We start from the raw sequence: 22943 nt of genomic DNA, 5'->3' as shown, positions 1-22943 counted from the left end.
AGGTTTAAGCCTCGTTCTTATTTATTAATTCAATCAATTGTGCAATCGACAGCTGGGGCAGACTGCAGGTTTTATTCCGACAAAGGTATGCTTTTGAATCGAATTCTTGTTTATTTACTAACAAAGGAAGTGTAGAATTTGTTCCTCCCAATATTATTTTATTTGGAACGTAGAGGTTCTGCTCCAATTCTTTGCGCCATTGGTTGGCCTGAGGGCCGGTCAAAGCAATTTCATTGGTTCCGAAATGTAATTCTAGGAGTTGTATCGCCCAGTTGGAGTAAGCGGATCCATAGCTGGCGATATGGGGAAAGACATTGGCAAATACCTGATCGGCTATAGCAGTGAAGTTTTCATCATCAAAAAGAATCCCTAATTTGTAAAGCTGACGCACGATACTTGATGCCGATCCAGGAATGACATTGTCCATGATCTCGCTTTTCCGCGCAATGAGTTCCTCCCCATCATTAGGTGTATAATAGAAGGTCGCGGTATCTACTTCGTAAAATAAGTCAATAGCACGGTTGGCCAATGCTTTCGCCTTATAAAGCCACGATTCATCAAACGTTGCTTCATATAAGGCTATATAGGCCTCGATAGTAAAAGCATAGTCATCTAAAAAGCCAGCTATCTTTCTATTATTATCTTCCGGTTGATGGAGCAGAGCGTCGGCTATAGTACATTCTTGAACTATAAAATCGGCTATGCCTAAGGCTGTGGATAAGTACAGCGGATCGTTAAAAGTGCGGTAAGCATCAATAAGCCCTTTTAATAACAATGCATTCCAGCTTGTCAGCTGTTTGGTGTCTAATCCTGGCCGTATTCTTGACGCGCGGTATTGTAGTAATTTTGTTTTTATCTCGGCAATATAAGTGTTCCATTCTTCTTGAGAAAAACCTGCTTCAACGATCAGATGTTTGTTTTTGTTGCTTATAAATGGGATGTTTGTTTTTTCTTCCTCCCAGTTGCCTTCCTTCGTGATATTGAAATAATTTCGAGCGATCTCTGCATCATCGCCCAATAAATCAAATTCTTCCGAATCGAAGGTGTAAAACTTGCCTTCTACGCCTTCGCTATCTGCATCCAGCGCACTGTAAAAACCTCCGTTTGGGGCTCTCATTTCGCGGATAACCCAATTAATAGTCTCTTGTACTGTGTTTTTATAGTTTTGATTTGGGGACCGTTGATAAGCTTCGCTGTAAAGCGATATCAACTGTCCGTTATCATATAGCATTTTTTCGAAATGGGGTACGTGCCACTTCTCGTCTACGGAGTATCGGCAGAAACCACCGCCTATGTGATCATATATACCCCCATTAGCAATCTGTTCTAATGTAAAATGTACATGTGCAAGAATTTCTTGGTCCTTTGTCAATGTTGCATATCGTAGGAGAAAAGTCCAGTTGTTGGGTAACGGAAATTTCGGTGATCTACGGTAGCCTCCCTCACGGTAATCAAATAGTTCTTTCCAAGGTAATACGACCGACTTGAGGTCCGTTAGACTATATTGTTCTGGAATTTCCGCAATAGGTAGGCGTTCAGCCTGTTGTATTCCAGCCGTTAGTTTTTCGGCATAGTCGAGTGCTATTTGTGGTGTTTCTTCCCACATCTGAGCAATCTGTAGCAGGATATTTTGCCAGTCCTGTGCTTTGAAATAGGTGCCACCGTAGATAGGACGCCCATCAGGCAGGCAGATGACATTAAGCGGCCAGCCTCCAGATTTAGTCATCAGTTGTACTGCAATCATATAAATCTGGTCGATGTCCGGACGCTCTTCTCTATCTATTTTGATGGATACGTAAAATTTGTTCATTGTTTGAGCAATAGCTTCGTTTTCGAAGCTTTCGCGTTCCATGACATGGCACCAATGGCAGGCCGAATAACCGATACTGATGATGATTAATTTATTTTCCTGTTTCGCTTTTGTCAGTGCTTCTTCTCCCCAGGGCATCCAATGTACTGGGTTGTGCATGTGTTGCTTAAGATAGGGAGATGTCTCGTTTTGGAGTTGATTTGCCATACTACAAAGATACTGAAAAGTTTGCGCCAAGAATCGTTAGGTTGTTCCTTTTTGGATTTCCTAGAGGGAGGAAAGAAGATGGGATGAATCTGTTTAGATTTATTCTGTAACTGTTTGCGTAAGATTTCCTGTTCCTCCGGATAAGCTAGGGAAATCAATTCCCTCCTCTAGTGTTACAACAGCGACATGGGATGTTTTTAGCTCTATATAGCTGTTACAGATATAGTTTGTCAGATCGGATAGGCCAGGGTTATGACCAAAAACGAGAACAGTATTAATATGTTCAGGTATTTGATTGATAATGTACAATATATCCTGATAGTATGCCTCGTATATGGCTTTGGTCTGTATTATATCCTGTAAAGGGAAGCCTAACGATGCACAGAAAATGTGTGCGGTCTGTATTGCTCTATTGGCTGTCGACGAGATTACAGCAGTCTTATCATCAACGGTGAGTATACCTTTTAATTTGTTGGCGATATATTGTGCACGGACGGCTCCTTTGTCCATTATATTCCGGTCAAAATCTTTTTTCTCCCAAGTTGGTATTTCAGCTTTAGCGTGCCGAATGATATAGAGTTTTTTATTTGACATCTAACTGTTTGAGTTTTGTTTTAAAGCGAACGAATCCATCTTTAATCCGATAAGCTGTGCCATCTTCAGCATAGACATTGACCTCGAATCTCGCTTCCACTCGTAAAGCATCATTTGTTAAGGTGTCAATGTTAATAATATGAAAGTAAGAGTCATCTTGTAGATGGTTGTCGAGTTGTGACCTCACTAATATAGACAAAGCAGGTATTGATGTTGTCAATCTCTCTGTAGTCAGTATTGGGTTTAACTCTAAGCTGACACCATGTGTTTTGTTTTCTAAGTTATTGTCTGTTGCAAAGTCTTTTGGCCCTACTAGAAAAGTTGTGTCATTTTTATAGGGAACCAATAGGTTGTCTTTCTTTATGAGGTCGGCGCTAGCATATTTTTGACTTACACCAATCGTGATGTTCGTGAATTCAGAAGATTTGAATGAGAATGTCTGCTCGAATAAGAGCGAATCTTTTTCGCCATACCACCAATGCCCGCCTGTAATGTAGGCTGGTACTCTAGCGCTCATTGGATCAGCATATGGCTTAATATTAGTTTGTTTATTTGCAAATCCAAAACCATCCATCTCTTTAGAACTGTAGTTTTTTTCGTTCAACGTAAACGAAATACTATCTCTATTTATTGGGTCGAGTGCTAGGTTTTCTTCTTCCGTTGAAATTTCTTCGCCATCTTTCTGGCAAGATACCCACGATATCGCAAAGAAGAGGAGGAAAGTTGGTATCAGAAATTTCATAGTTTAAAGTTATTCTACCAAATATAGTTAATAAATTTTTAGTTTTTACGGATTTTCTTTTCTATTAACAATCTACGAGTAGTTTTCTCTTGCTTAATGTGTTAAGGTATATATTGCATCTGAATTTTTTAGAAGTCTTATTTAACCTTAGGTATGTTATATCCAATAGGATAGCATCTATAAGATAGGAAAGGAAGTATTTAAACACGGAGTTTGCCGAGAAGTGTTAATTAATGTAAATAAATGTAAATTAAATATTTTTTAAATCGATTGTTGTATTATATTTGTTGCAATTGATGTAAGCAAAGTTTAAAAATGGTAACACATTTTTCAATTGTTTTAAATTATGGATTAACCATCAGCTGCGTTAAAAGAAAGTCTTCTCATGATTGGGTAGCAGGCTTGCTTAGATAAAAGCGATAGACTTCGATAGCAATGAAACCAATATAAACTATTAACCATAGAATAATAACATCCCTGGTAAGGGGTGTTGGTAAGATGTTTTATTATCCGTTTAGAATTATTTTATGCATTTTTTTTCTAAAAAAAAGGCTATTATTGCACCTCCTTCCTACGGTTGGTTTGGGGACTATGATAGTTGGGAATCTGCCTGTCAGGAGACAACAGGTTATGATCGAGACAATATTTTGCAAAAAACCCGAGCAGCTTTAGCGCAGGTAAGAGACGGTGAGGCAGTATACGAGCGTGATTCCGTCCTTTTTGATAAGAAGCAATACCCTTTTCCGTTAATAGCGTCATTACTGTATGTCGCAGCTCAACACAATAATAGGTTACACGTTTTAGATTTTGGAGGGGCCTTTGGAAGTACTTATTTCCAGGTAACGGATTTCATGAAACCTTTGGACGCATTGACTTGGCATATTGTTGAGCAGTCTAGATATGTAGAGATAGGGAAGCATGAGTTTGAAAATCAACAACTCGGTTTTTTTTATACAATAGCCGATAGTATGGAGAAGGTTCGTCCTCATGTTATTCTTCTTTCTAGCGTCGTGCAATATTTACCTAACCCCCATGAGTTTCTAGCGTCTCTCTCTTCTTTGAATGTAGATTATATCTTGTTTGATAGAACTGCATTTATTAAATCGGGACCAGATCGATTGACCGTTCAGAAAGTGCCCCCATCTATTTATGAGGCATCTTATCCTTCTTGGTTTTTTAATGAAGAAATGTTTTTCCATCATTTTTCAGACTATTATGTGATGGCAGACTTTATGTCTTATGTCGAAGGAGAGTCCGATTTACAAATCGATGGAAAACTGGCAGGTTATGATAAGGGTTTTTTACTGTGTAGGAAGTATGAAAAATAATTTCTGTACGCTATTTAATTCGGTATATCTCACTCGAGGGATAGCCATGTATCGATCACTGGAGCGGTATTGTCCGGATTTTCATCTTTATATCTATGCTTTTGATGATACATGCTATACCGTGTTATCGGCAATGGGGCTATCTAAAGCTACTGTACTAAGACTTGACGAATTTGAGGACCAGGATCTTTTGGCTGTCAAATGTATACGTACTTCGGCTGAGTATTGTTGGACATGTACTCCAGCAGTTATTTTGCATGCGATTGAGACTTATAGGTTAGAAGGTTGTACTTACTTGGATGCTGATTTGTTATTTTTTAGCAATCCCGATGTTTTGTTGGACGAGATGGGAGATGCTTCAGTATTGATTACCCCACATCGTTATACACCAGAGTATGACCAATCCGCTGCTAGTGGGATATATTGTGTGCAGTTTGTGTGTTTTAAAAATACAGACGAAGGAATGGAGGTGTTAAAGTGGTGGCGGTCAGCTTGCCTTGATTGGTGTTACAATAGGCTCGAGGAAGGACGGTTTGGAGATCAGAAGTATTTAGATGATTGGTGTACGAAGTTCTCTGGTGTACATGAATTGATTCATCTTGGTGGAGGGGTGGCCCCTTGGAATGTGCAACAGTACGATTTTGAAGGAAATGCAGATGCTGTATCTGGCCGAGAAGTTGAGACCTCAACAATTTTTAAGTTGGTATTTTATCATTATCATGGTTTTAAGTATGCCGTGTCCAATGCTTATCTCCCTTCTGAGGCTTATCATCTTTCTGAAAATGACATGCGCTATATCTATAAGCCCTATGTTACAGCATTATATAGAGCCGCTCAAGAAATAAAAAAGGCTGGATTCATACAGGTTTTTCATGAGCGTTTAGTCATTCCCCGTATGAGAGTGTCCTTAAGGCGAAAGTTCAATTTGTATTTTAGGGGGAGGTTCAAGAAATTTTATCATCAGTCTTATTTTTTAGGGTTATGGCACATCAGATCGATTTAAAAACCTTTACTGATGATCGTGGAAATTTGACTGTTATTGAAAAAGTCATCCCTTTCGATGTAAAACGCATTTTTTATATATATGGAGTGAATGAAGCCATACGGGGTGGACATCGGCATCATTTGACCCGTCAGGCAGCGATCAGTATTCGCGGTCGATGCAGTATTTACAATTGTGATGGTATAAATGAACAGGTTTTTGAACTAGATCAGCCTCACAATTGTCTTATCTTGGAAACCAATGACTGGCATCAAATGTACAATTTCTCTGCCGACGCGATATTAATGGTACTGGCTTCGGAGTATTTTGACCCCAGTGATTACATATATGAGCCTTATAGTAAATGATAGCCTACGAAGATCTTAAAAAAGTAAATTCCCGTTTTTTTGACGAGTATTCTGATGTATTCAAGCGGGTTTTGCATAGTGGCTGGTACATTCTGGGGCAAGAGGTAACTCAGTTTGAGCTTGATTTTGCCCATTATTGTAAGGTAAAGCATTGTGTAGGTGTTGCGTCTGGACTCGATGCTTTGGTATTGGCGCTGAAGCAGTTTTCCTTTTCAGCAGGCGATGAAGTTATTATGCCATCTAATTCCTATATCGCTTCCGTGTTGTCCGTGCTACATGCGGGATTAAAGCCTGTATTGGTAGAGCCCGATATACATAGTTATAATATAGATCCTACCTTGATCGAGGCGGCTATCACAACGAAAACCAAAGCGATATTGGTCGTCCATCTGTATGGCAAGATGTGTGATATGAATGCTATTATGGCTGTGGCGGCTAAGTATAACCTACGCGTTATTGAGGACTGTGCGCAATCCCACGGCGCCAAGTATCGGGGAGAAATGGCCGGTACAATCGGTGATTTTGGGGCTTACAGCTTTTATCCCACGAAAAATTTAGGCGCATTAGGAGATGGAGGTGCATTGATTACCAATAGTACCCCAGCGGCTCAACAGATTAAGGTGTTACGTAACTATGGATCTTCTGTCAAGTATGTAAACGACGAGGTGGGGTATAACTCGAGACTGGATGAAGTTCAGGCCGCTTTTCTGGGAGTAAAGCTAAAATATCTCGATGCTATTAATGCACATAAGAGGATGTTGGCAAGTATTTATCTGAGCGAGCTAAAAGAGCGGTTTATTCTACCCGTAGTCAGCAACGGGTATGAAGATGTCTATCATATTTTTGCAATTAGGCATCATGATAGAGATCGCCTGCGGGGATATTTGTTAGATAATGGAGTGAAAACGGAGGTTCATTACCCTATTTCTCCGCATCAACAGAAGGCTGTGAAGGGAGTATTTACGGGAGGGATATTTCCAATTGCAGAAGAAATCCAGAATACCGTTTTAAGTTTACCCATTTCGTTTGCTCATACACAAGACGAGATCCTTCAAGTAATCGATATATTGAATAAGTTCTAAGTTATTTGTAATGCTTACCTTTGCTCTTCTTTAGTAAAAAGGTAAGCTTTATAAATTTCTTTGGATGAATATTTTGTATGATTATCAGATTTTCGTGGCTCAAAAGTTCGGTGGAATATCTCGGTATTTTGTGGACCTGATGGCTGGAATAGAGGATCTACCCGGATTTTCTACCCACTTGGAAGTTGTGGGGAATAAAAATTACTATCTGCCGGAGCGTTATTTTAAAGAGTTTTCTTTAGTTGAAAAGCTAAAGAAATATCCAAGGAAAGAGCATAAAGCCTTTGTGAAAAACCAACGTACTACGTTAGAGATGCTTGATGGCGCAGATATAGATGTATTTCATCCGACGTATTATGATTCTTATTTTATTGATCAGATCAAAAAGCCTTTAGTTATTACTATTCATGATATGATCTATGAAAATTTTTCCAGCCTGTTTTCTCCCAATGAACCAACTGCCCATCAAAAACGGTTACATATTGATAGAGCAGATCAGATTATTGCCGTTTCTCATAGGACTAAGGACGATATTTTGAAGTATTATGATGTCGATGATGATAAAATTACTGTTGTACATCATGGTATAGATCAATACGTACCATTATCTTATGAAGGTGTAGAAGATCTACCTAAAGAATATATCTTGTATGTGGGTAGCCGCAGTGGGTATAAAAATTTCGATCTTTTAGTGCAGGCTTTTTCCAGTATTTCTAAAAAATATGATGGTCTAAAACTTGTTGTTGCGGGAAGTCCTCTTGGGATAGCGGAAGAAGAACTGTTATGGAGAAATAGTATTCAAGACAAAGTGCTTTCTTTTGTGGCTAGTGATGGACAGCTAAATACGCTATATACAAATGCACTTTTTTTCGTTTATCCTTCTACGTATGAGGGGTTCGGTCTTCCAATTTTGGAAGCTTATAAAAATGAATGTCCTGTTTTATTAAGTAATGCAAGTTGTTTCCCTGAGATTGCAGGCGAAGCCGCCGCCTATTTTGAAACCTTTTCGGTAGAATCTCTTGTAGAACAAATGGATTTGTTGTTAGAAAATTCTACCTATAGAAATCAACTGATACAGTTGGGAAAGGAAAAGATACAGGAATATCCTATGGAATCTTGTATTGATCGTACTGCGGCTGTTTACAAGATGCTGGCCTAGTTTTTTGCAGTGTAACTTTTGTAATCTATTTTAGAGAGTTTACATTGTGAAATTTCTCATCTAGTAGATCCAATATCTTTTCGTCATAAGTACAGTCAAATTTTCGAGCAAAAAGTTTGTTGTCGCCTTGGCTAGTGAGTTCTGCAAAGTCATCCTGATTAAATATGACGGGTAGATTGTCGTAGTTTTCTCTTGTCCAGTTCACATAGGTAAGTATAGGCTGGTAGTTAATGTTAGAATTATTTTTCTCTAATAACTTAATGATGGTTTGAAAAAATAGTTCGTCGCAGCATTTAACATATTTAAAATAGGTGAAGAGTACTGTCCTATTTTCTTTTACAAAACTTTGAATGGCCTTTAATATTTCATAGTTTAATGACCACCAGTTTGATCCCCCATATAATGGGAATGGAATATGCCTTTTCCGTATGATATCAAAAAAGGTTGAGAAATTGATTTTTCGTTTTAGTAAGAGTCTCAATGCCTTCTTATAACTTTGAGGTTTTAGTAGTATAAAATTACCTCTTTTGTTTGAATAGTTTATTTTGTAATAATCAGTTCTGCTAGTCCGTTCATTTTCATTCCAGACCTTTTTTATTGGATCTAATTCTATAAAATTCTTTAATGCGTTTTCTGTATAAAAGTCCTCAATATAATTTGTCGATTTTACAGGATAATCTTCTCCGCTCAGCAAAACAAAACAACCTGATTGATGATCTGCTAATGCAGCGTCAATGAGGTTTAATGTTGCTTTCACCTGACTGAAGTCTCCCCAAATGCAATCTTCTCTTGATTCAATAAAAGACACACGGCTATCGTTTATTGCGGCTTTAAATTCCTGGATTGAAGATTTAAGGTCTACATGTACATAGAAAAACGAATGATCAGACTTTAACCTTGCAATCAGTCGCTTGACCTGTTTAGGGTTTTTGTGTACCATAAGTAGGTATATTATCTTGTTCATTGACCAGGAAAGATTAAAGATTGTAATTTGGTTGGGCCTATTTTTTTACTGAAATTTTTTAACACCAAGTTTTTTTAATATACGAAAACCCTTCGAAGATTGTATTCGTCCTAGCGTGTTTTTGCATTTCATATGCTTTAGATGTTCTTCGTAAAATAGTGGGAATTCTTCCTTTAAGAAGCCCGTTCTTTCTTCCCTTATCATTGGTTGGTTTTTAGGGTCTGAACTAATTCCATTTGTGTCAAAGACAGATACAACTTGGTTGACATGTCGCGTGCTGACATGTCCTTTTAAGATGCAAGTTAAGAAGAACATCCAGTCGGAAGCTATTTTGTAGTTTGTGTTATAGTTTCCAAATTGCTTAAATAAGTCGCGTCGAATAAATGTTGAAGGGTGCCCTAAAGTCGATTCGAAAAGAAATTCGATAGTGAGCTTTTCTGGATAATAGTAAGTAGATGAGGATCCCTCGTTAGCAAATACAAGGTCTCCATACACAATATCAGCTGTTAAATTGGAGATCATATTTTCTATACTTTTTGCCGAATGCAAAAGGTCTCCACTATTTAAGAATAATAAATATTCCCCGTCAGCTAGTTGTATACCTTTGTTCATAGCCTCATAAACTCCTGAATCTTTTTCAGAAATCCACTTATCAATTCGTTTATTTGCTGAATCTAATAAGGATACACTACCATCTTTAGACTGACCGTCTATCACAATATATTCAAATGCTTGAAAAGTTTGGTTTGCTACAGATTCTATTGTATTGGCTAGGCCAAGTTTGTTATTGAGGTTTATTGTTATTATAGATAGTTTCATTTATATTGATTTGTTAATATATCCTGATAAAATTCTTGAAGAAAATATACCAGATAATATCATGCTGTTGAATGTGAATTTGTTATTTTTCTCCAACGGCGTTTTATGTATTGTTTAAATACTCTTGAAACCTTTTTGAAGTTTGGAGATTCAAATGATTTTTTCAAACTTAGTATTTCATCATTCATACTTTTTAAAAGGACCATATATCTTTCATGAGTAGCAGACATGAAATCTTCAAGCTGATCTTCTTTAATGTATTTTACTAGAAACTGATTGATTTTTTTAGTGTTTTCCATCATGAGTAAGCGATCTCGAGTCATGCTACTTTGATGGAGCCTATAGTAATTAAATACGTCATCCTTCCAAACTACTTTAGGTCTATTTTCAAAAAACTGTATCCAAAACAACCAATCTTCTTTGGCTTTTAATTCTGTGTTGAAACCTCCAGCCGAAATAAATCTTTTCTTGAAAATAGCGCAATGTATTGGTATTGAGAAGTCTATGTCCCACTGAAGCAGGATGGCATTATAGCTAAAGTGGTGTTCTTTTAATTCACAGAAAGCAGGTGAGTATTTATTGTTTGCATACATTTGAAAATTTGACAACAAGATATCGTGTGATCCTGTATTAAGTTCATTGGCAAAATGCTCAAATTTGTCGGGATGAATAAAATCGTCACAATCTAAAAATTGAATGTATTCTGCTTGGGTTTTTTGAAGCCCATAATTTCTGGCTGAACTTAATCCTCCATTTTCTTTTTCATAATATTTGAATCTAGAGTCTTTTAAAGTCCAGTTTTGGGCTATTTCTCCTGTCTTATCAGGAGAACCATCATTAATAATTATACATTCCCAGTTGTCATATTTTTGCTTGTAAATAGAATCTAAGCATGTGTCTAAATATTCGCTTTGAAGATAACACGGAATGATGATAGCTATTTTGGGTGTATTCATACTTTTTAGTGAGTAAGTTCCGACTTTTTGCTCATTGCAAATGCTTTATTTATTGTAAATAAACCGTTAGTCAGAATTGTAAAGATAAGTATTTCTGATTACAGTATATCGGCGATTTCCTTTCTGGATTCTTGAAAAAAATGTTTATCAATCTTTTGTCGGACACAAATCCTTTGGTAATAAAATATACTTATATTGCAGAAATAATCTTATTAAAAAGTCCAGATGTTTTACTGTATTTTTAGGAATATCTTGCGAGTAATGAGTAGTCAAATCGGGAGCTACGCACGGTAGTAATTAAGTATAGTTGGATAGACTTGTTAATTTGTAAATTATATATGGGAAAGAGAATCTTGTTATTGGCTCCAGATGATTATCAGTTATTTGTTTTAGTTGAAAGAAATTTGTTGCACTTAGGCTATGAAGTTGTAACCATTATCAACAAACCAGCTGGGTTTCAATACAAGAGTTTTTTTCAACGTATTTATAGTAGGTGGCGGAAAATTGTTGACAGGGATAACAGCTATAAACGTAGTCTTATCGATATATATAATCTGGAACATAATCTCACTGTTATTAATCAAGAGAAAGCATTCGATTATGGACTTGTTTTTCGAGCAGATTTTTTTAGTCAAGAGGTGCTAAAGTTGGCAAAAGTGAAGAGTGATCATTTCGTGTCCTATCACTATGATGGTATCGAGAGAAATCCAGAAGTAAAGGCATTGATACCCTATTTTGATAGGTTCTTTGTTTTTGATAAAGTTGACCTGGTAAGTAATGATAGGTTTAAAACTCATTTGGCTTATAATTTCTTCTTTGATTATGACTTTGAATTAAAGGATTGGATGGAAGAACCTATTTATGATATGTTCTTCTTAGGCTATTACAATGAAGGAAGAGAGGAAGCCCTTCTGAGTTTTTATAAATTTGTAAAAGAAATTCTAGCTAAGATTCATTTTGAAATAGCGTTTACACCTCTTAATAAACATTTTCAGCCTAATTATAGAGAAATAGGTATTCATTGTAGGGACGGTTCGATTCCATTTGAAGAATACTTGGGGTATATAAAGAAGTCAAAAATTATAGTAGATTTTTTAATAGGCGAGCATAATGGTCTTTCATTTAGAATTTTTGAAGGTTTAAAGTATGGAAAGAAAGTCATAACAACGAATTCTAATGTTCGGAATTATGATTTTTATCATCCAGATAATTTCTTTATTCTAAAAGAAGGTGACTATGATAAAATTGAAATTATGGATTTCATTGAACGTCCATATTATAAGATTGATGAAAATATAAGGATGAAATACAGTTTTGCAAATTGGTTAAATTATATCCTGAAGCATTAGTGCTTAATAGTCTTCATTAGATTTTAGTTTCCCCTCTTCATCAAACTTCCAAGAATTGGATATTGATGATGTTGACATATAGTATAATTGTTCGGCTGTTAAATTCTCCGGATCAAGATACCAACCCATGTGTTTGCAAGTGAATTTCCCAGCGATTCTCACCGCTTTATAGAACTGATTATTTATATTAAATCTTAACGGATAGTTGGGCTTGTAGAGTGCAAATGTAGTATCGATATCGGCTTTGAATACGTGCTCTTCTAATTGATCTGACCAGAACTTTGCTTCCCAATTTTTGACTTTTTCTTTTAACGGGTAATAGTCTGGTATTGTTTCTAGATCTAAGGCTAGACCAGCCTTTAAAATGTGATAATGATACCTATCCATGAGTTTCAGCAAACTGTTCATAAAGTCTTTTGGCATCGCTGGGTTAAGAGATATGTCTGCATCTGTGACGACATAGTAGCCTTTTGCATATTTTTCTAACAAACTCCGATTTTTAAAGAATACCATGTGACCGTGATTTTCATGCATTCTTTCCACTGTTACTTTCCCGTTAATTGATTTATAGTAATCCATTAGAGGAGGGTAGGTAGAGTTATTATCTATAATTACAATTTTCCGAAATTCTTTTTCTAAAAGAAATGAAACTAGCTGCTTTAGCGTTTCAAGTTGATTGAAATTTATAATAATAATGGGGATATGACGGGGATCCTTTCGTTGCTTTTTTACAAGACTATCAAAAATAGTAATATATTTATATTGGAGATAGTGACAGATCTTTTTGATTCTTTTACTCATAACACGGTATTTAGGTTAAGCATAATGATTAGTAACCATTGATCTAAGATGGCAAGTCAATTGCTTCATAAGGCTTTTCTTCAGTGATATAGGAAAACCAATTCGTGAAACTATATTTGTTTTTGACATGCTTAGGTAAGACCTGATATGGAAGTGATAAAAATGAACTAAGGTCTTCTTTAGTTTGATTGTCCCATACTAAAATATTGTTAGGGTGGTAGAAATCATATTTAATAACATCAGTATTTGTCGTGATAATTTTTTTATCATATCCTAGCCCTTCAAAGATTCTGAAAGAAAGTCCGTTGTGTATAGGATTCTGTATATCGATAAGCACGGTTGCGTTGACTACGGCTTTTAGGTTTTCCATGTAAGAAATCGTGTTCGGATATGGGATAAGACCCTTCGAATTAATGAGTTCGATAACACGGTTTCTATTAGAGACAATTTTTATAGTTCTGTCAATGCCCAGTATGTCTAGTTTTTGATCTATGTCTCCTATTAATTCGAGACGATCTTCCAAATAGCTCCCTATATAATATACTTCATTTTTGTTTACTATACTATTTGTTTCGAAAAAGTCAAAAAAGAAATTTGTTAATGGTAAGGTGTTTTCTACAGATAAATCTTTCGTGTCAAACACGAAAAACCTATCCATGAAAGGTATATATTCATAGATGTTTGGGTATCGCTCTAATCCGTCCCACTGATAACAGAGCATTTTTTCACTCTTTTGTCTTACCATTTTTACAACTTCAAGAGCATACTGATCGGGACGAATAAATAGAGTATAATCAATCTTTTCTACTCCATTAAGTTTCTGTATAAGTTCGTGTTTGTTTTGTTCAAGGAATAACTTCCGTTTAAAATCTCTATCCTTGAAAAATTTTTTACGTATGAAATTGTGTGCTCGCTGGAAAATGTTTTTATATTTAAAATGGTCAATAGGTGGTGCTGCAAGAGTAAAAACTTCAAGACCTATATGTTCTAAATTTCTTTTAAAAACTTCTGGAAAACCAACATGGTCAGGGACAGCAAGTAGTATTTTCTTTCCTTGAAACATCCTTCTAATCGACTTAATGAATAGTTAGCTTCTTGCAGGTTGCACGTCAGATTCACAAATCGACCTATCAATGCTCGCACGAAAGCGAGAAATTATCCTTCTTATTTTGCGTTTTTCAACAGTTTCGGAATTTCGAGGTTTGCTAAAATAAGCAATAATACCTTTTAATCTTTCTTTCCCTACAAAAACGTTTAGCGACAATTTTTCACGTACAGGATTCTTGTATTTACGTTTTTTCTTGCGGCTTTCATATTTCAATTCAAACTCAGATTTGGAATGAAGTTGATGATGTGGAAAGTGAGTACGGATAAAACTATCGTATTCGGCATGAAAAGAACCGATAAAACCAAATTCTGTATTCCAAGGCTTCAGTTCGCCAACGAAGTGAAGGATTTTTGGCTTGAATTCGTCTAAGAGAGGTATAGTTGTGTCGATAAGCTGGTAGTTAAATAAAAAGGATAAAGAACTAATTTCATTGCTCAGCACTGTATTGATAAGCGTTTGGTCATGTCGTAAGAGCTTTTGTTTATTCTTTTCCGCATAGTTCATCAATTGCTCTAAGTAGTTAATTTCTGCTAATCTCTTAGTATTGAAAAGTATAACACCTGCATTGCGATATTGATGATTTAAGTTGGCATATCGGTTCAAGTAGTTATTGTGGAAATTTAGACCAGACTTACGTTCGATTTCCGATATATCTACGGCCATCGCCAGACCTTTATTTTCTTTATAGCTACTCATTAAAGAAGATATGCAGGAACTGTTTAAATAGACGTCAGCGTCTAGGTAAAGGATTTGTTCGTATTCCTCTTTAAAAATTGCCGGTAAAAAGATCTTGTGATAGGTTGCCATAGAAAGTCTTCCCACAGGAAGATTTAACATACATGAGTAATCTATGGAGCAATAGCGAATCTCAGAGTCGGGAATCGGAAATAATAAATCCCTTTCCGGCACGCAGATGATAACATCAAAGTCCCTATTTTTTTCTTTTTCTAAAATTTGATTGGCAACAAACGACGCATAAGGCAGATAAGCCTTGTCTACGCAGAATGCAACTGCTTTTTTATAGTGTGAAGGGCGAGAATTTTTCGTAATTGTAGGAACGGTGTACATCATTAACGTATTATATTTCTTTCAAAGCTTTAAAACTGCAAATTACATGCCGACACTAGTACTGCCTTTTTTTTTATTTCGTAGTGCTTCTAACAGTTTTGCATATTTCATATAAGAGAAGAACGATTGAATAAGTGAAAACGTTACACCATCGATGCCATTAAATACACCTTTTTTTAAAAAGTAAGCCTTAAAGAACGTTGCTGTTCCATGTATTATAGGAGAGAATGCATTAATACGCTTACCGTTCTTAAGGAGTTCTTCAACTTGCCAGTCTGTATATTGGTTTTTTTTTGCTATCAGTTGATGAAAATCGGCCCACGCATAGTGCAAAATATGCATTTTTGATTTATACATATTCGTAGCTATAACGTGTTGATGTACTTTTTGTGCCGAGGGGATAGCTGTTTTTTTGTTAAAGAACCGACATGTATAATCAGGATAACATTCTGTAAAACGTATCTCCTTGTCTTTTAGGAAATTTCTTCTTCGAAAGTTATAAGCGTCGTAGGATTGATTTTCGTATTCTTTGTTTTTAAAGAATGAAAAACAATCTTTATCAAGAAACTCATCTGTATCTAGGTTTAATATCCAGTCGTTTTTACAGAATTGTAGTCCAAAAATGCGTTGAGGGCCATCGCCAAGAAAATCTTGAGAAATAACTACTGCACCTAGAGACTCGGCGATGGCAACCGTATTGTCCTTACTATTGGAATCGATAATAATAACTTCGTCGCAAACTTCTTGTAAACTTAAAATACACTTTCTGATGTTTTTCTCTTCATTAAATGTAATAACAAGTCCGCTTATTCCCATATAATATGTTACAATTTATCTATCTTTGAGCAAAGATAAATAAATAATAAAGTAAAACGATGATTCCTAAAATTATTCATTTTTGTTGGTATGGAGGAGCAGGATATAGTGAGACTATAAGAAAGTGTATAAATTCTTGGGAAGCAAATTTACCAGGTTACGAGATCAGACGGTGGGATGAATCCAATACTCCTTTTGATGAAATGCCCTTTTTAAAAATACTGTATAAGCAGAAAAGGTGGGCTTTTATCGCTGATTATATGCGGCTTTACGCCATTTTTAAGCATGGAGGAATTTATTTAGATACAGATGTAGAAGTTATTAAAACTTTTGATCATCTCTTGGGGGCGAAGTCGTTTATTGCTTTTCAAACAGAAATAGGTGTATCTAAATTTCCTTTTAATACTGCTGTAATTGGATGTGAAAAAGGGAATGCTTTTGTCGAAGATTGCTTGAGAGAGACGGAGAAGCTTCAGCGTATGAAATACCATCCGATGGCTGCGCCCAATGTATCGAGTGACATTTTGTTGGGGAAATATGGTGTCAGTACTTATGAGACCCAACAGCTAGAAGATGTGCTGGTGTTGACCAAAGACTATTTCTATCCTTTTTCTTGGATGGAGTCTTACCATGAGAGTTGTCTCACGGACAATACTATCGCAATTCATTGGTGGGAAGATTCTTGGGGTGCACGAAAAAGAAACCTAGCACATTATTGGACATCGATATCTAGAAAGATACAACGTACTCCATTGATATTGAAATCACGTATTGCCTATATGTTTAAAAAAGAAGGAGACTTTTATTTATATAAGAAGTAATCAATTTACCTAAGCAAACTATTATATAAACTGTCCCATTCTTCAGCAATGGTCTGGTCGTTAAATCGCTGTACATACGTTATCCCCTCTGCCACCATTTCATCCCGCATATTAGAGCTATTAAGTATAGATGATATTGCGTATTGGATTTCTCCTATATCTTGAGGGTTGATATAGTAAGAAAATGGCCCTCCTGCTTCTGGAAATACCCCCGAGTTTGTGCTTACCACTGGAGTTCCCGAGTAGAGAGCTTCTATAATCGGAATCCCAAAACCTTCGTATAGGGAAGGGTAAACAAAAACATCCGCCATTGCATAAATTACGGAAAGCTCCTCCATTGTGAATCCCTGCATTAGAAAAATTCTGTTTTCGAGGCCTTTTTGTGCAATATAAGCTTTGATTTGTTTTGCATATTCCGTTGTCTTTCCAATAATTATTAACGGGATATCTAAGTTTTCTACCGCTTTAACAATCTGAAAGGCGTTTTTACGGGGTTCTATCGAACCTACATTCAATATGAATTGGTTCGGGAGATTGTACTTTTTGCGGAGATTTTCTTTTTGTACTTCCGTTTTTATTGTTTTAAACGCTGGATGGCATCCTTGATAGATTACCTCGATTCTTTCTGCCGGGATACCATAAAACTCCGCGATATCACGCTTCGTCTGTTCACTTATTGCTACGACCTTATCGGCATTATTGACCGCATATTTGAACTTTTTGTTATAGATGTATCGGTCGATACCTTTATAAAGCTTAGGGTATTTCAAAAAAATCAAGTCGTGGATTGTCACTACCGATTTGATATGGTTCTCTTTTAGACCCATTGGGATTTCACCGGAGAGCCCATGGAATATATCAATATTATCTCGTTTTAGATCTTTAACAACGCCACTGTTTCTCCATAGGCTAGGGAAAAAGTTATTGAATCTCCCTTCAGGAAGTTTGGTTGTCTTTCTGAATTCTTCTGAATCCAACCATGCTCCACGAAGCTTTGGCGTGTATTTGATATAATCGTTTTTGGGGTAATAATGTTCGAGGATACGTACCAAGTCCCGGCTATAGTTGCCTAAGCCTGTTTGGTTCAAAAAATAACGTTTGGCATCAAATCCTATTCGCATATATTGGTGATATGGTCTATTATCATCTGCGAAGATACTAAATCTATGGCTTCGGTACCATCACAATCGCAGGGTTTGTTGCCATAGACAGAACTTGGGCGATTGGGATGTTCTATCTGTATTATATCATCATACTGTTGTCCATATCCCAAAAATCCGGCAAATGGGTGTGTTGCTCCCCAAACAGATACACATCGTGTGCCTACCAACGAGGCCATATGCATACCGGAACTGTCCATACTGATCATCAGATTTAGATTGGCGATGATATCGAGTTCCTGACTTACGCTGAATTGGCCAATAAGGCTTTTTACGTTGGTATACTCCTTGGCCCATTTTTCAGCTATTGCCTTTTCTTGGGGGCCTCCTCCAAAAATATAGACGGCGTAGTCGAGCTGGGATAGACGGGCGATCACTTCGTTCATTTTAGAGAGTGACAACACCTTAAAGCTATGTTGTGCAAATGGGGCGATTCCAATCCTCTTTTTTGCCTTAGGAAAGTCTGCAGATAGTCCTTCCGGAAGTAATCGCTCTGTTTTTTTTAAGGCGTGGCTTAATTGGATTTTAAAACCGAGCTTACGGAATACATCTGCATAACGTTCCGTCGTTAGTTTTAACTGACGTTTTACCTTATTATTGGGACGGGTTAATGCCTTCTTTTCTGCGCGGCCTTTGTCCAACGTATCTGTTGTTGTTCCGGATAGACGGAATAGGCTTCCTAATATTCGTGACCTGATATTGTTATGTAGGTCCGCTACAAAGTCGGCGTTATATTTTTTTAATTCCTTGAATAGCTTAAATAGTCCAATCAGGCCCTTGTGTTTTCCCATGGGGTCCATTGGATGAAATACCAATCGAGGAATATGTTCGAAAAATGCAGCAAATAGCTTTCTGGACACCATAATGATTTCGGTGTCCATATGCTGTTGCTGGAATTCGGAGAGTACTGAAGCGACCATAGCCACATCACCCATCGCAGAAAAACGAGTAACTATAATACGCTTCATCTAAGTTTTATTTCTGAGCTCCGTAAAGAACGGGATTTAATGAAGGATCATTGTACATCTTCATTTGCTTGTATGCCTTCATGTATTTTTGCCCTGATGCTACATCTTCCAGTAGCTCATCGATGCTTTTTGATAGGTCTTTGCGCTGTTCCAATAAGATGTCCAGTTTTTGCTGACAGGTGTCGATATGGTTTTTGTCAACGTCTGTACGCAATGTTTCCTGCTCCATATGGTAGATTTTCAAGGCCAATATCGAGAGTCGATCAATTGCCCAAGCCGGACTTTCCGTATTGATACGTGCATCAGTCGCTGGTATTACATCCGCGTATTTCGTCAGGTAGTAGCTGTCTATATATTCAACCGTATCTGTACGCACTTGATTTTGTTTATCAATCCGTCGTTTCCAATAGAGCCCATCTTTAGGGTCGATATCTGGATTTCGTACGACATCTTCCATATGCCATTGGGCGGTATCTATCCAACATTTCAAATACAACAGGTGCTCTAAGGAGCTCCCTTCGTATGGATTTTCAATCGGATGGTCAATCTCATCCTGAACGTGATAATCATTGATTACACGTTGGAAAATAGCATTTGCAATTGCACTAATCATATTACAAACTTAGATAAAATGGTTTATATTCACCAATTAGGTACATAAATTATATTAAGCCGTACTTTTTCAATCGTCTATCCTAGCCTCTGGTCAATTATAGGTTTATCAGGAGAATAATCCCGACAATAAGTTAGGGAATAGTCCATAAAGAAGCATTGCAATTCCGCATCCTACTGCGATAAAATAGGCTACAGAGTTCACAGGTAGGACTGGTGCTGTAGATTCTCCTTTTCGTAAAAAAGCAAATAGGGGGATCTTGAAATAATAAAACAGTGATATCACCGAAGTGAGTGCCCCTGTTATTAAGAGTAGGAGAATTGGGATATCTTTGGTGTGCTGATAGAGGTCGAAGGTCGCTGTAAAAACCAAAAGCTTACCGATAAAGCCTGCTGTCGGGGGGAGGCCTATTAGTGCGATACCGAGCAGTGTGAAAACGGTAAACAACAAAGGATTGCTTTTCCCAAGCCCGCTATAGGCGGCTAGCTCTGTTGAGCCAATGTTCTTCTCTAAAAACTGTATAATGGCAAATACCCCAATAGTCATTATGGCGTAGACTGTCACGTAAAAGAGTAGCGTGGTATAATCTGCGCTAGCACTACTGATGATAGCCATCAGGAGGAATCCTGTGTGTCCAATCGAGGAATAGGCCATCATGCGCTTGGTATCCGATTGGCGGAGAGCGATTAGATTACCCACCAGCATAGTTACGATGCCGACTACCGTAATGAAAAGCATCGTCAGTTCGCTGAAATAAAATAAGGTCGATGTCCAGGATTCGAATAGACGTTGGAATAATATCAGTGCTGCCACTTTCGGGACTGTCGAAAGAAAGGTCGTAATAGGTGTTGGTGCGCCCTGATAGACATCTGGTGTCCACAGGTGAAAAGGAACAAAGCCCAGTTTAAAACCAATCCCTACGAAGACAAATAAAATCGCAATACTGCTCATCACCTTTGGTGCGGCTATGAGCCCTTGGATATGGGCAATGCTGATGAAATCAAGATTTCCCGTGAAACCATAAATTAGTGAAAGCCCATAAAGCATGACTGCGGCACATACTGAGCCGAACAATACATACTTCATCGTTGCTTCGGATTGTATTTTAGCTGTTTCTGTGCCTTTTTTGTTTTCCGAAAAATAGCCTACCAGAATGTAGGAACTTATCGAAAGCGTCTCTATCGCGATAAATACCATGAGCCAGTTTGTGCTGATCGTCAATAGATTCATGCCTACTGTTGCGGCCAATAGGATGCTATAGATTTCCCCGAGATTTTTTATACCATTATCTTTGGCATATTGCTGGATTAAAAACAGAATAGGTAATAGTAGCCCAAGGATAATCAACCGTGCATAGACCGAGAGCGCATCTATCTGTAGCATGCCAAAGAAGCCAGTCTGTGTTTGGCCTAACTGCGCATGCACATAATAGGCTGAAAGCATAATTCCCACTAAGGCAAAACTTAAAGAACCCTGTTTCCACCGCTGGTCGATAAACAGGCTTGAGAAGATGCTTGCGATAAAAGCCGTTATCAAGATAAGCTCCGGCTTGAATACCGGTATAGAGACCATGATGTGGTCCAATAGTGTGCTAATCTGTGTTGTCAATCCTTCCATGTTTATTAAAAGTAGGGCGACAATAAAGAAACTAGATTCAGCACACTGCTATTTACCGTATCAAATACCAACGAGGGCATGACACCAAGCAATAGAGCCAATGTCAGTGTCGGGAATAAGACAATCCGTTCTCTTATCGTTACATCTTTCAGCGCAGTAAGCCATTCTTCACCACCTTTCACCCGTGTCTGTCCAAAGAACATCCGTTGTAGCGTCCATAAAAAATAGACTGCACTAAGCAATATGCCTAAAGAGCCAGCGATTGCCATCCAGCGTGGGATACCTGTTCCTACACTTTCAGCATTAAACGTACCTATGATCACAAAGGCTTCCCCAATAAATGCGGAAAATCCGGGCAAGCCCAGCGAAGCGAAGAAAGCTACAGCTACAAAGCCCGTGTAAGCAGGCATTAGGCTCGCAAGTCCCCTAAAATTATAAATATAGCGGTCGTGAACACGGTCATAAATCACCCCTACCAAAAAGAATAGTGCTGCAGATAGGAATCCGTGGCTTATCATTTGAAATACAGCACCAGCCATACCTTCAGCAGTCATAGATGCGAGCCCCAGCAGGACAAAGCCCATATGGGATACAGAAGAATAAGCTATCAAGCGTTTTAAATCTGTTTGTGCCAAGGCATTTAATGCGCCATATAAAATGGAGATAATCCCGATGAGGCCTAGCCACCAATTGGCATCGACCGCCGCGTCCGGAAATATACTATAACATACCCTGATGATGCCATATCCTCCGATTTTTAACAATATCCCTGCAAGGATAATAGATACTGGGGTCGGCGCTTCGACGTGTGCATCGGGTAGCCAGGTATGTAGTGGTACAATAGGGATTTTGATGGCAAATGCGATAAATAAGACTATAAAGCCAATCATACGTGCTGGAATTCCCAATACCTCATTGTAATTATTTAAATACGCAAAGAATGACCCATCGACATAGTTGTCGGGGTTCATCATGTGCAACATGTTGAACGTGTGGGCTCCGGTGTCCGGATTGATGACCGAAAAGTAGAGCCCTACAATAATCAAAAGCATGAATACCGAGCCAAATAGCGTATAGATGAAGAATTTAATCGCGGCATACTCGCGATTGGCTCCTCCCCATATACCAATCAGGAAGTAGAGCGGAAGGAGCATTACTTCGTAGAATATATAGAATAAGAAGAAATCCAAAGCTGTGAATATTCCCATTACAGCCATATTGAGAAGCATAATCAATGCAAAATAACCTTTAGGGCTTTTACTGGTATTCCATGAAGCACCTATCGCCATCAACATCACAAAGGCACACAGCAGAAGCAGTGGGAGGGATACGCCGTCCACACCAAGGAAATAATCAATTTCCAATTGTCCCAGATTACCGAGACCTAATCTTATCCATGGAATCTGCTCGACAAATTGATAGCCCTGCACCGTGTTGATACCTGCTGCCGATTGGTCGAATTGTAGGTAGAGTGATCCTGTGATAAAAAACTGGATCAAAGTAATGCCAAGAGCAATGTATCTGTAAGACTTTTGTAGGTTGGCAGGGAGCAACAATATCAATAATGTGGCTGCCAAGGGCAAAAATATGAGTAATGATAGTAATCCCATG

General features: G+C 37.6%; 22 protein-coding genes. 7 read left to right on the top strand and 15 right to left on the bottom strand.

All coding sequences use genetic code 11. The annotated features are described in order from the left end of the window. Positions 1–4: 4 nt before the first annotated feature. The 3 genes from JKG64_RS16210 to JKG64_RS16200 all read right to left on the bottom strand — a co-directional run bounded on the left by JKG64_RS16210 (position 5) and on the right by JKG64_RS16200 (position 3353). A complete protein-coding gene (locus JKG64_RS16210) occupies positions 5–2017 on the bottom strand; it encodes a thioredoxin domain-containing protein (RefSeq protein ID WP_210355344.1) in 2013 nt (670 codons plus the stop codon). Between the two features lie 99 nt (positions 2018–2116). Then, complete coding sequence (locus JKG64_RS16205; protein ID WP_210355343.1) at positions 2117–2611, bottom strand: SixA phosphatase family protein; 495 nt, start codon at positions 2609–2611, stop codon at positions 2117–2119. Beyond that, on the bottom strand, positions 2601–3353 hold the full coding sequence (locus JKG64_RS16200) for a hypothetical protein (RefSeq protein WP_210355342.1): 753 nt from the start codon (positions 3351–3353) through the stop codon (positions 2601–2603). Before JKG64_RS16200 ends, JKG64_RS16205 begins: the two co-directional genes overlap by 11 nt. A 527-nt stretch (positions 3354–3880) precedes the next feature. On the opposite strand from JKG64_RS16200, the gene JKG64_RS16195 reads away from it, so the two are divergent. The 5 genes from JKG64_RS16195 (at position 3881) to JKG64_RS16175 (ending at position 8272) form a co-directional block, all read left to right on the top strand. Further along, complete coding sequence (locus tag JKG64_RS16195; protein WP_210355341.1) at positions 3881–4681, top strand: methyltransferase, TIGR04325 family; 801 nt, start codon at positions 3881–3883, stop codon at positions 4679–4681. Continuing rightward, on the top strand, positions 4671–5684 hold the full coding sequence (locus tag JKG64_RS16190) for a glycosyl transferase (protein ID WP_210355340.1): 1014 nt from the start codon (positions 4671–4673) through the stop codon (positions 5682–5684). Before JKG64_RS16195 ends, JKG64_RS16190 begins: the two co-directional genes overlap by 11 nt. Then, the gene (locus JKG64_RS16185) at positions 5663–6031 is read left to right on the top strand and encodes a sugar 3,4-ketoisomerase (protein WP_210355339.1); all 369 of its coding nucleotides are present in this window, start codon (positions 5663–5665) and stop codon (positions 6029–6031) included. The genes JKG64_RS16190 and JKG64_RS16185 overlap by 22 nt, the downstream gene beginning before the upstream one ends. Next, a complete protein-coding gene (locus tag JKG64_RS16180) occupies positions 6028–7113 on the top strand; it encodes a DegT/DnrJ/EryC1/StrS family aminotransferase (RefSeq protein ID WP_210355338.1) in 1086 nt (361 codons plus the stop codon). The genes JKG64_RS16185 and JKG64_RS16180 overlap by 4 nt, the downstream gene beginning before the upstream one ends. A 64-nt stretch (positions 7114–7177) precedes the next feature. Beyond that, entirely contained in the window at positions 7178–8272 is a 1095-nt protein-coding gene (locus JKG64_RS16175) for a glycosyltransferase family 4 protein (RefSeq protein WP_210355337.1), read from the top strand. Between the two features lie 25 nt (positions 8273–8297). Here the strand turns inward: JKG64_RS16175 and JKG64_RS16170 are convergent, their stop codons facing one another. Genes JKG64_RS16170 through JKG64_RS16160 form a run of 3 tightly spaced genes read right to left on the bottom strand, consistent with a single transcriptional unit; the run spans position 8298 to position 11011 of the window. Continuing rightward, positions 8298–9236, bottom strand: coding sequence for a beta-1,6-N-acetylglucosaminyltransferase (locus JKG64_RS16170; protein WP_210355336.1), 939 nt, complete (start codon positions 9234–9236; stop codon positions 8298–8300). 45 nt (positions 9237–9281) lie between these two features. Continuing rightward, positions 9282–10055, bottom strand: coding sequence for a glycosyltransferase family 2 protein (locus JKG64_RS16165; RefSeq protein ID WP_210355335.1), 774 nt, complete (start codon positions 10053–10055; stop codon positions 9282–9284). Between the two features lie 59 nt (positions 10056–10114). Further along, entirely contained in the window at positions 10115–11011 is an 897-nt protein-coding gene (locus JKG64_RS16160; RefSeq protein ID WP_210355334.1) for a glycosyltransferase family 2 protein, read from the bottom strand. A 338-nt stretch (positions 11012–11349) separates the two neighbouring features. Between JKG64_RS16160 and JKG64_RS16155 the strand changes: the two genes are divergently transcribed. Next, complete coding sequence (locus JKG64_RS16155; RefSeq protein ID WP_210355333.1) at positions 11350–12360, top strand: CgeB family protein; 1011 nt, start codon at positions 11350–11352, stop codon at positions 12358–12360. 3 nt (positions 12361–12363) lie between these two features. Here the strand turns inward: JKG64_RS16155 and JKG64_RS16150 are convergent, their stop codons facing one another. From JKG64_RS16150 to JKG64_RS16135, 4 genes are read right to left on the bottom strand one after another with little or no spacing between them, the layout of a single operon-like run. Continuing rightward, positions 12364–13161, bottom strand: a complete 798-nt coding sequence (locus JKG64_RS16150) for a glycosyltransferase (protein ID WP_210355332.1) — start codon at positions 13159–13161, stop codon at positions 12364–12366. Between the two features lie 43 nt (positions 13162–13204). Further along, the gene (locus tag JKG64_RS16145) at positions 13205–14224 is read right to left on the bottom strand and encodes a hypothetical protein (protein ID WP_210355331.1); all 1020 of its coding nucleotides are present in this window, start codon (positions 14222–14224) and stop codon (positions 13205–13207) included. A 24-nt stretch (positions 14225–14248) separates the two neighbouring features. Further along, positions 14249–15340 carry a glycosyltransferase family 8 protein gene (locus tag JKG64_RS16140; RefSeq protein WP_210355330.1) on the bottom strand — a complete coding sequence of 364 codons (1092 nt, stop codon included), beginning with the start codon at positions 15338–15340 and terminating at the stop codon, positions 14249–14251. A gap of 39 nt (positions 15341–15379) precedes the next feature. Next, positions 15380–16153 carry a glycosyltransferase family 2 protein gene (locus JKG64_RS16135; RefSeq protein ID WP_210355329.1) on the bottom strand — a complete coding sequence of 258 codons (774 nt, stop codon included), beginning with the start codon at positions 16151–16153 and terminating at the stop codon, positions 15380–15382. 59 nt (positions 16154–16212) lie between these two features. On the opposite strand from JKG64_RS16135, the gene JKG64_RS16130 reads away from it, so the two are divergent. After that, the gene (locus tag JKG64_RS16130; protein ID WP_210355328.1) at positions 16213–16974 is read left to right on the top strand and encodes a glycosyltransferase family 32 protein; all 762 of its coding nucleotides are present in this window, start codon (positions 16213–16215) and stop codon (positions 16972–16974) included. 5 nt (positions 16975–16979) lie between these two features. On the opposite strand, the gene JKG64_RS16125 is transcribed toward JKG64_RS16130, so the two are convergent. The 5 genes from JKG64_RS16125 to JKG64_RS16105 all read right to left on the bottom strand — a co-directional run bounded on the left by JKG64_RS16125 (position 16980) and on the right by JKG64_RS16105 (position 22942). Further along, positions 16980–18095: a glycosyltransferase family 4 protein gene (locus JKG64_RS16125; RefSeq protein ID WP_210355327.1), complete on the bottom strand. Its 1116-nt coding sequence runs from the start codon at positions 18093–18095 to the stop codon at positions 16980–16982. Then, entirely contained in the window at positions 18086–19102 is a 1017-nt protein-coding gene (locus tag JKG64_RS16120) for a glycosyltransferase family 9 protein (RefSeq protein ID WP_210355326.1), read from the bottom strand. The genes JKG64_RS16125 and JKG64_RS16120 overlap by 10 nt, the downstream gene beginning before the upstream one ends. Positions 19103–19109: 7 nt before the next feature. Continuing rightward, positions 19110–19715 carry a DUF4254 domain-containing protein gene (locus JKG64_RS16115; protein ID WP_210355325.1) on the bottom strand — a complete coding sequence of 202 codons (606 nt, stop codon included), beginning with the start codon at positions 19713–19715 and terminating at the stop codon, positions 19110–19112. Between the two features lie 108 nt (positions 19716–19823). After that, the gene (locus JKG64_RS16110) at positions 19824–21332 is read right to left on the bottom strand and encodes an NADH-quinone oxidoreductase subunit N (RefSeq protein WP_210355324.1); all 1509 of its coding nucleotides are present in this window, start codon (positions 21330–21332) and stop codon (positions 19824–19826) included. Between the two features lie 5 nt (positions 21333–21337). Then, the gene (locus JKG64_RS16105; protein ID WP_210355323.1) at positions 21338–22942 is read right to left on the bottom strand and encodes a complex I subunit 4 family protein; all 1605 of its coding nucleotides are present in this window, start codon (positions 22940–22942) and stop codon (positions 21338–21340) included. Between the last annotated feature and the right edge of the window lies 1 nt (position 22943).

The organism is Sphingobacterium tabacisoli, assembly GCF_017908035.1.
GTDB lineage: Bacteria > Bacteroidota > Bacteroidia > Sphingobacteriales > Sphingobacteriaceae > Sphingobacterium > Sphingobacterium tabacisoli.
This window is presented reverse-complemented; position numbering and strand designations above follow the sequence as displayed.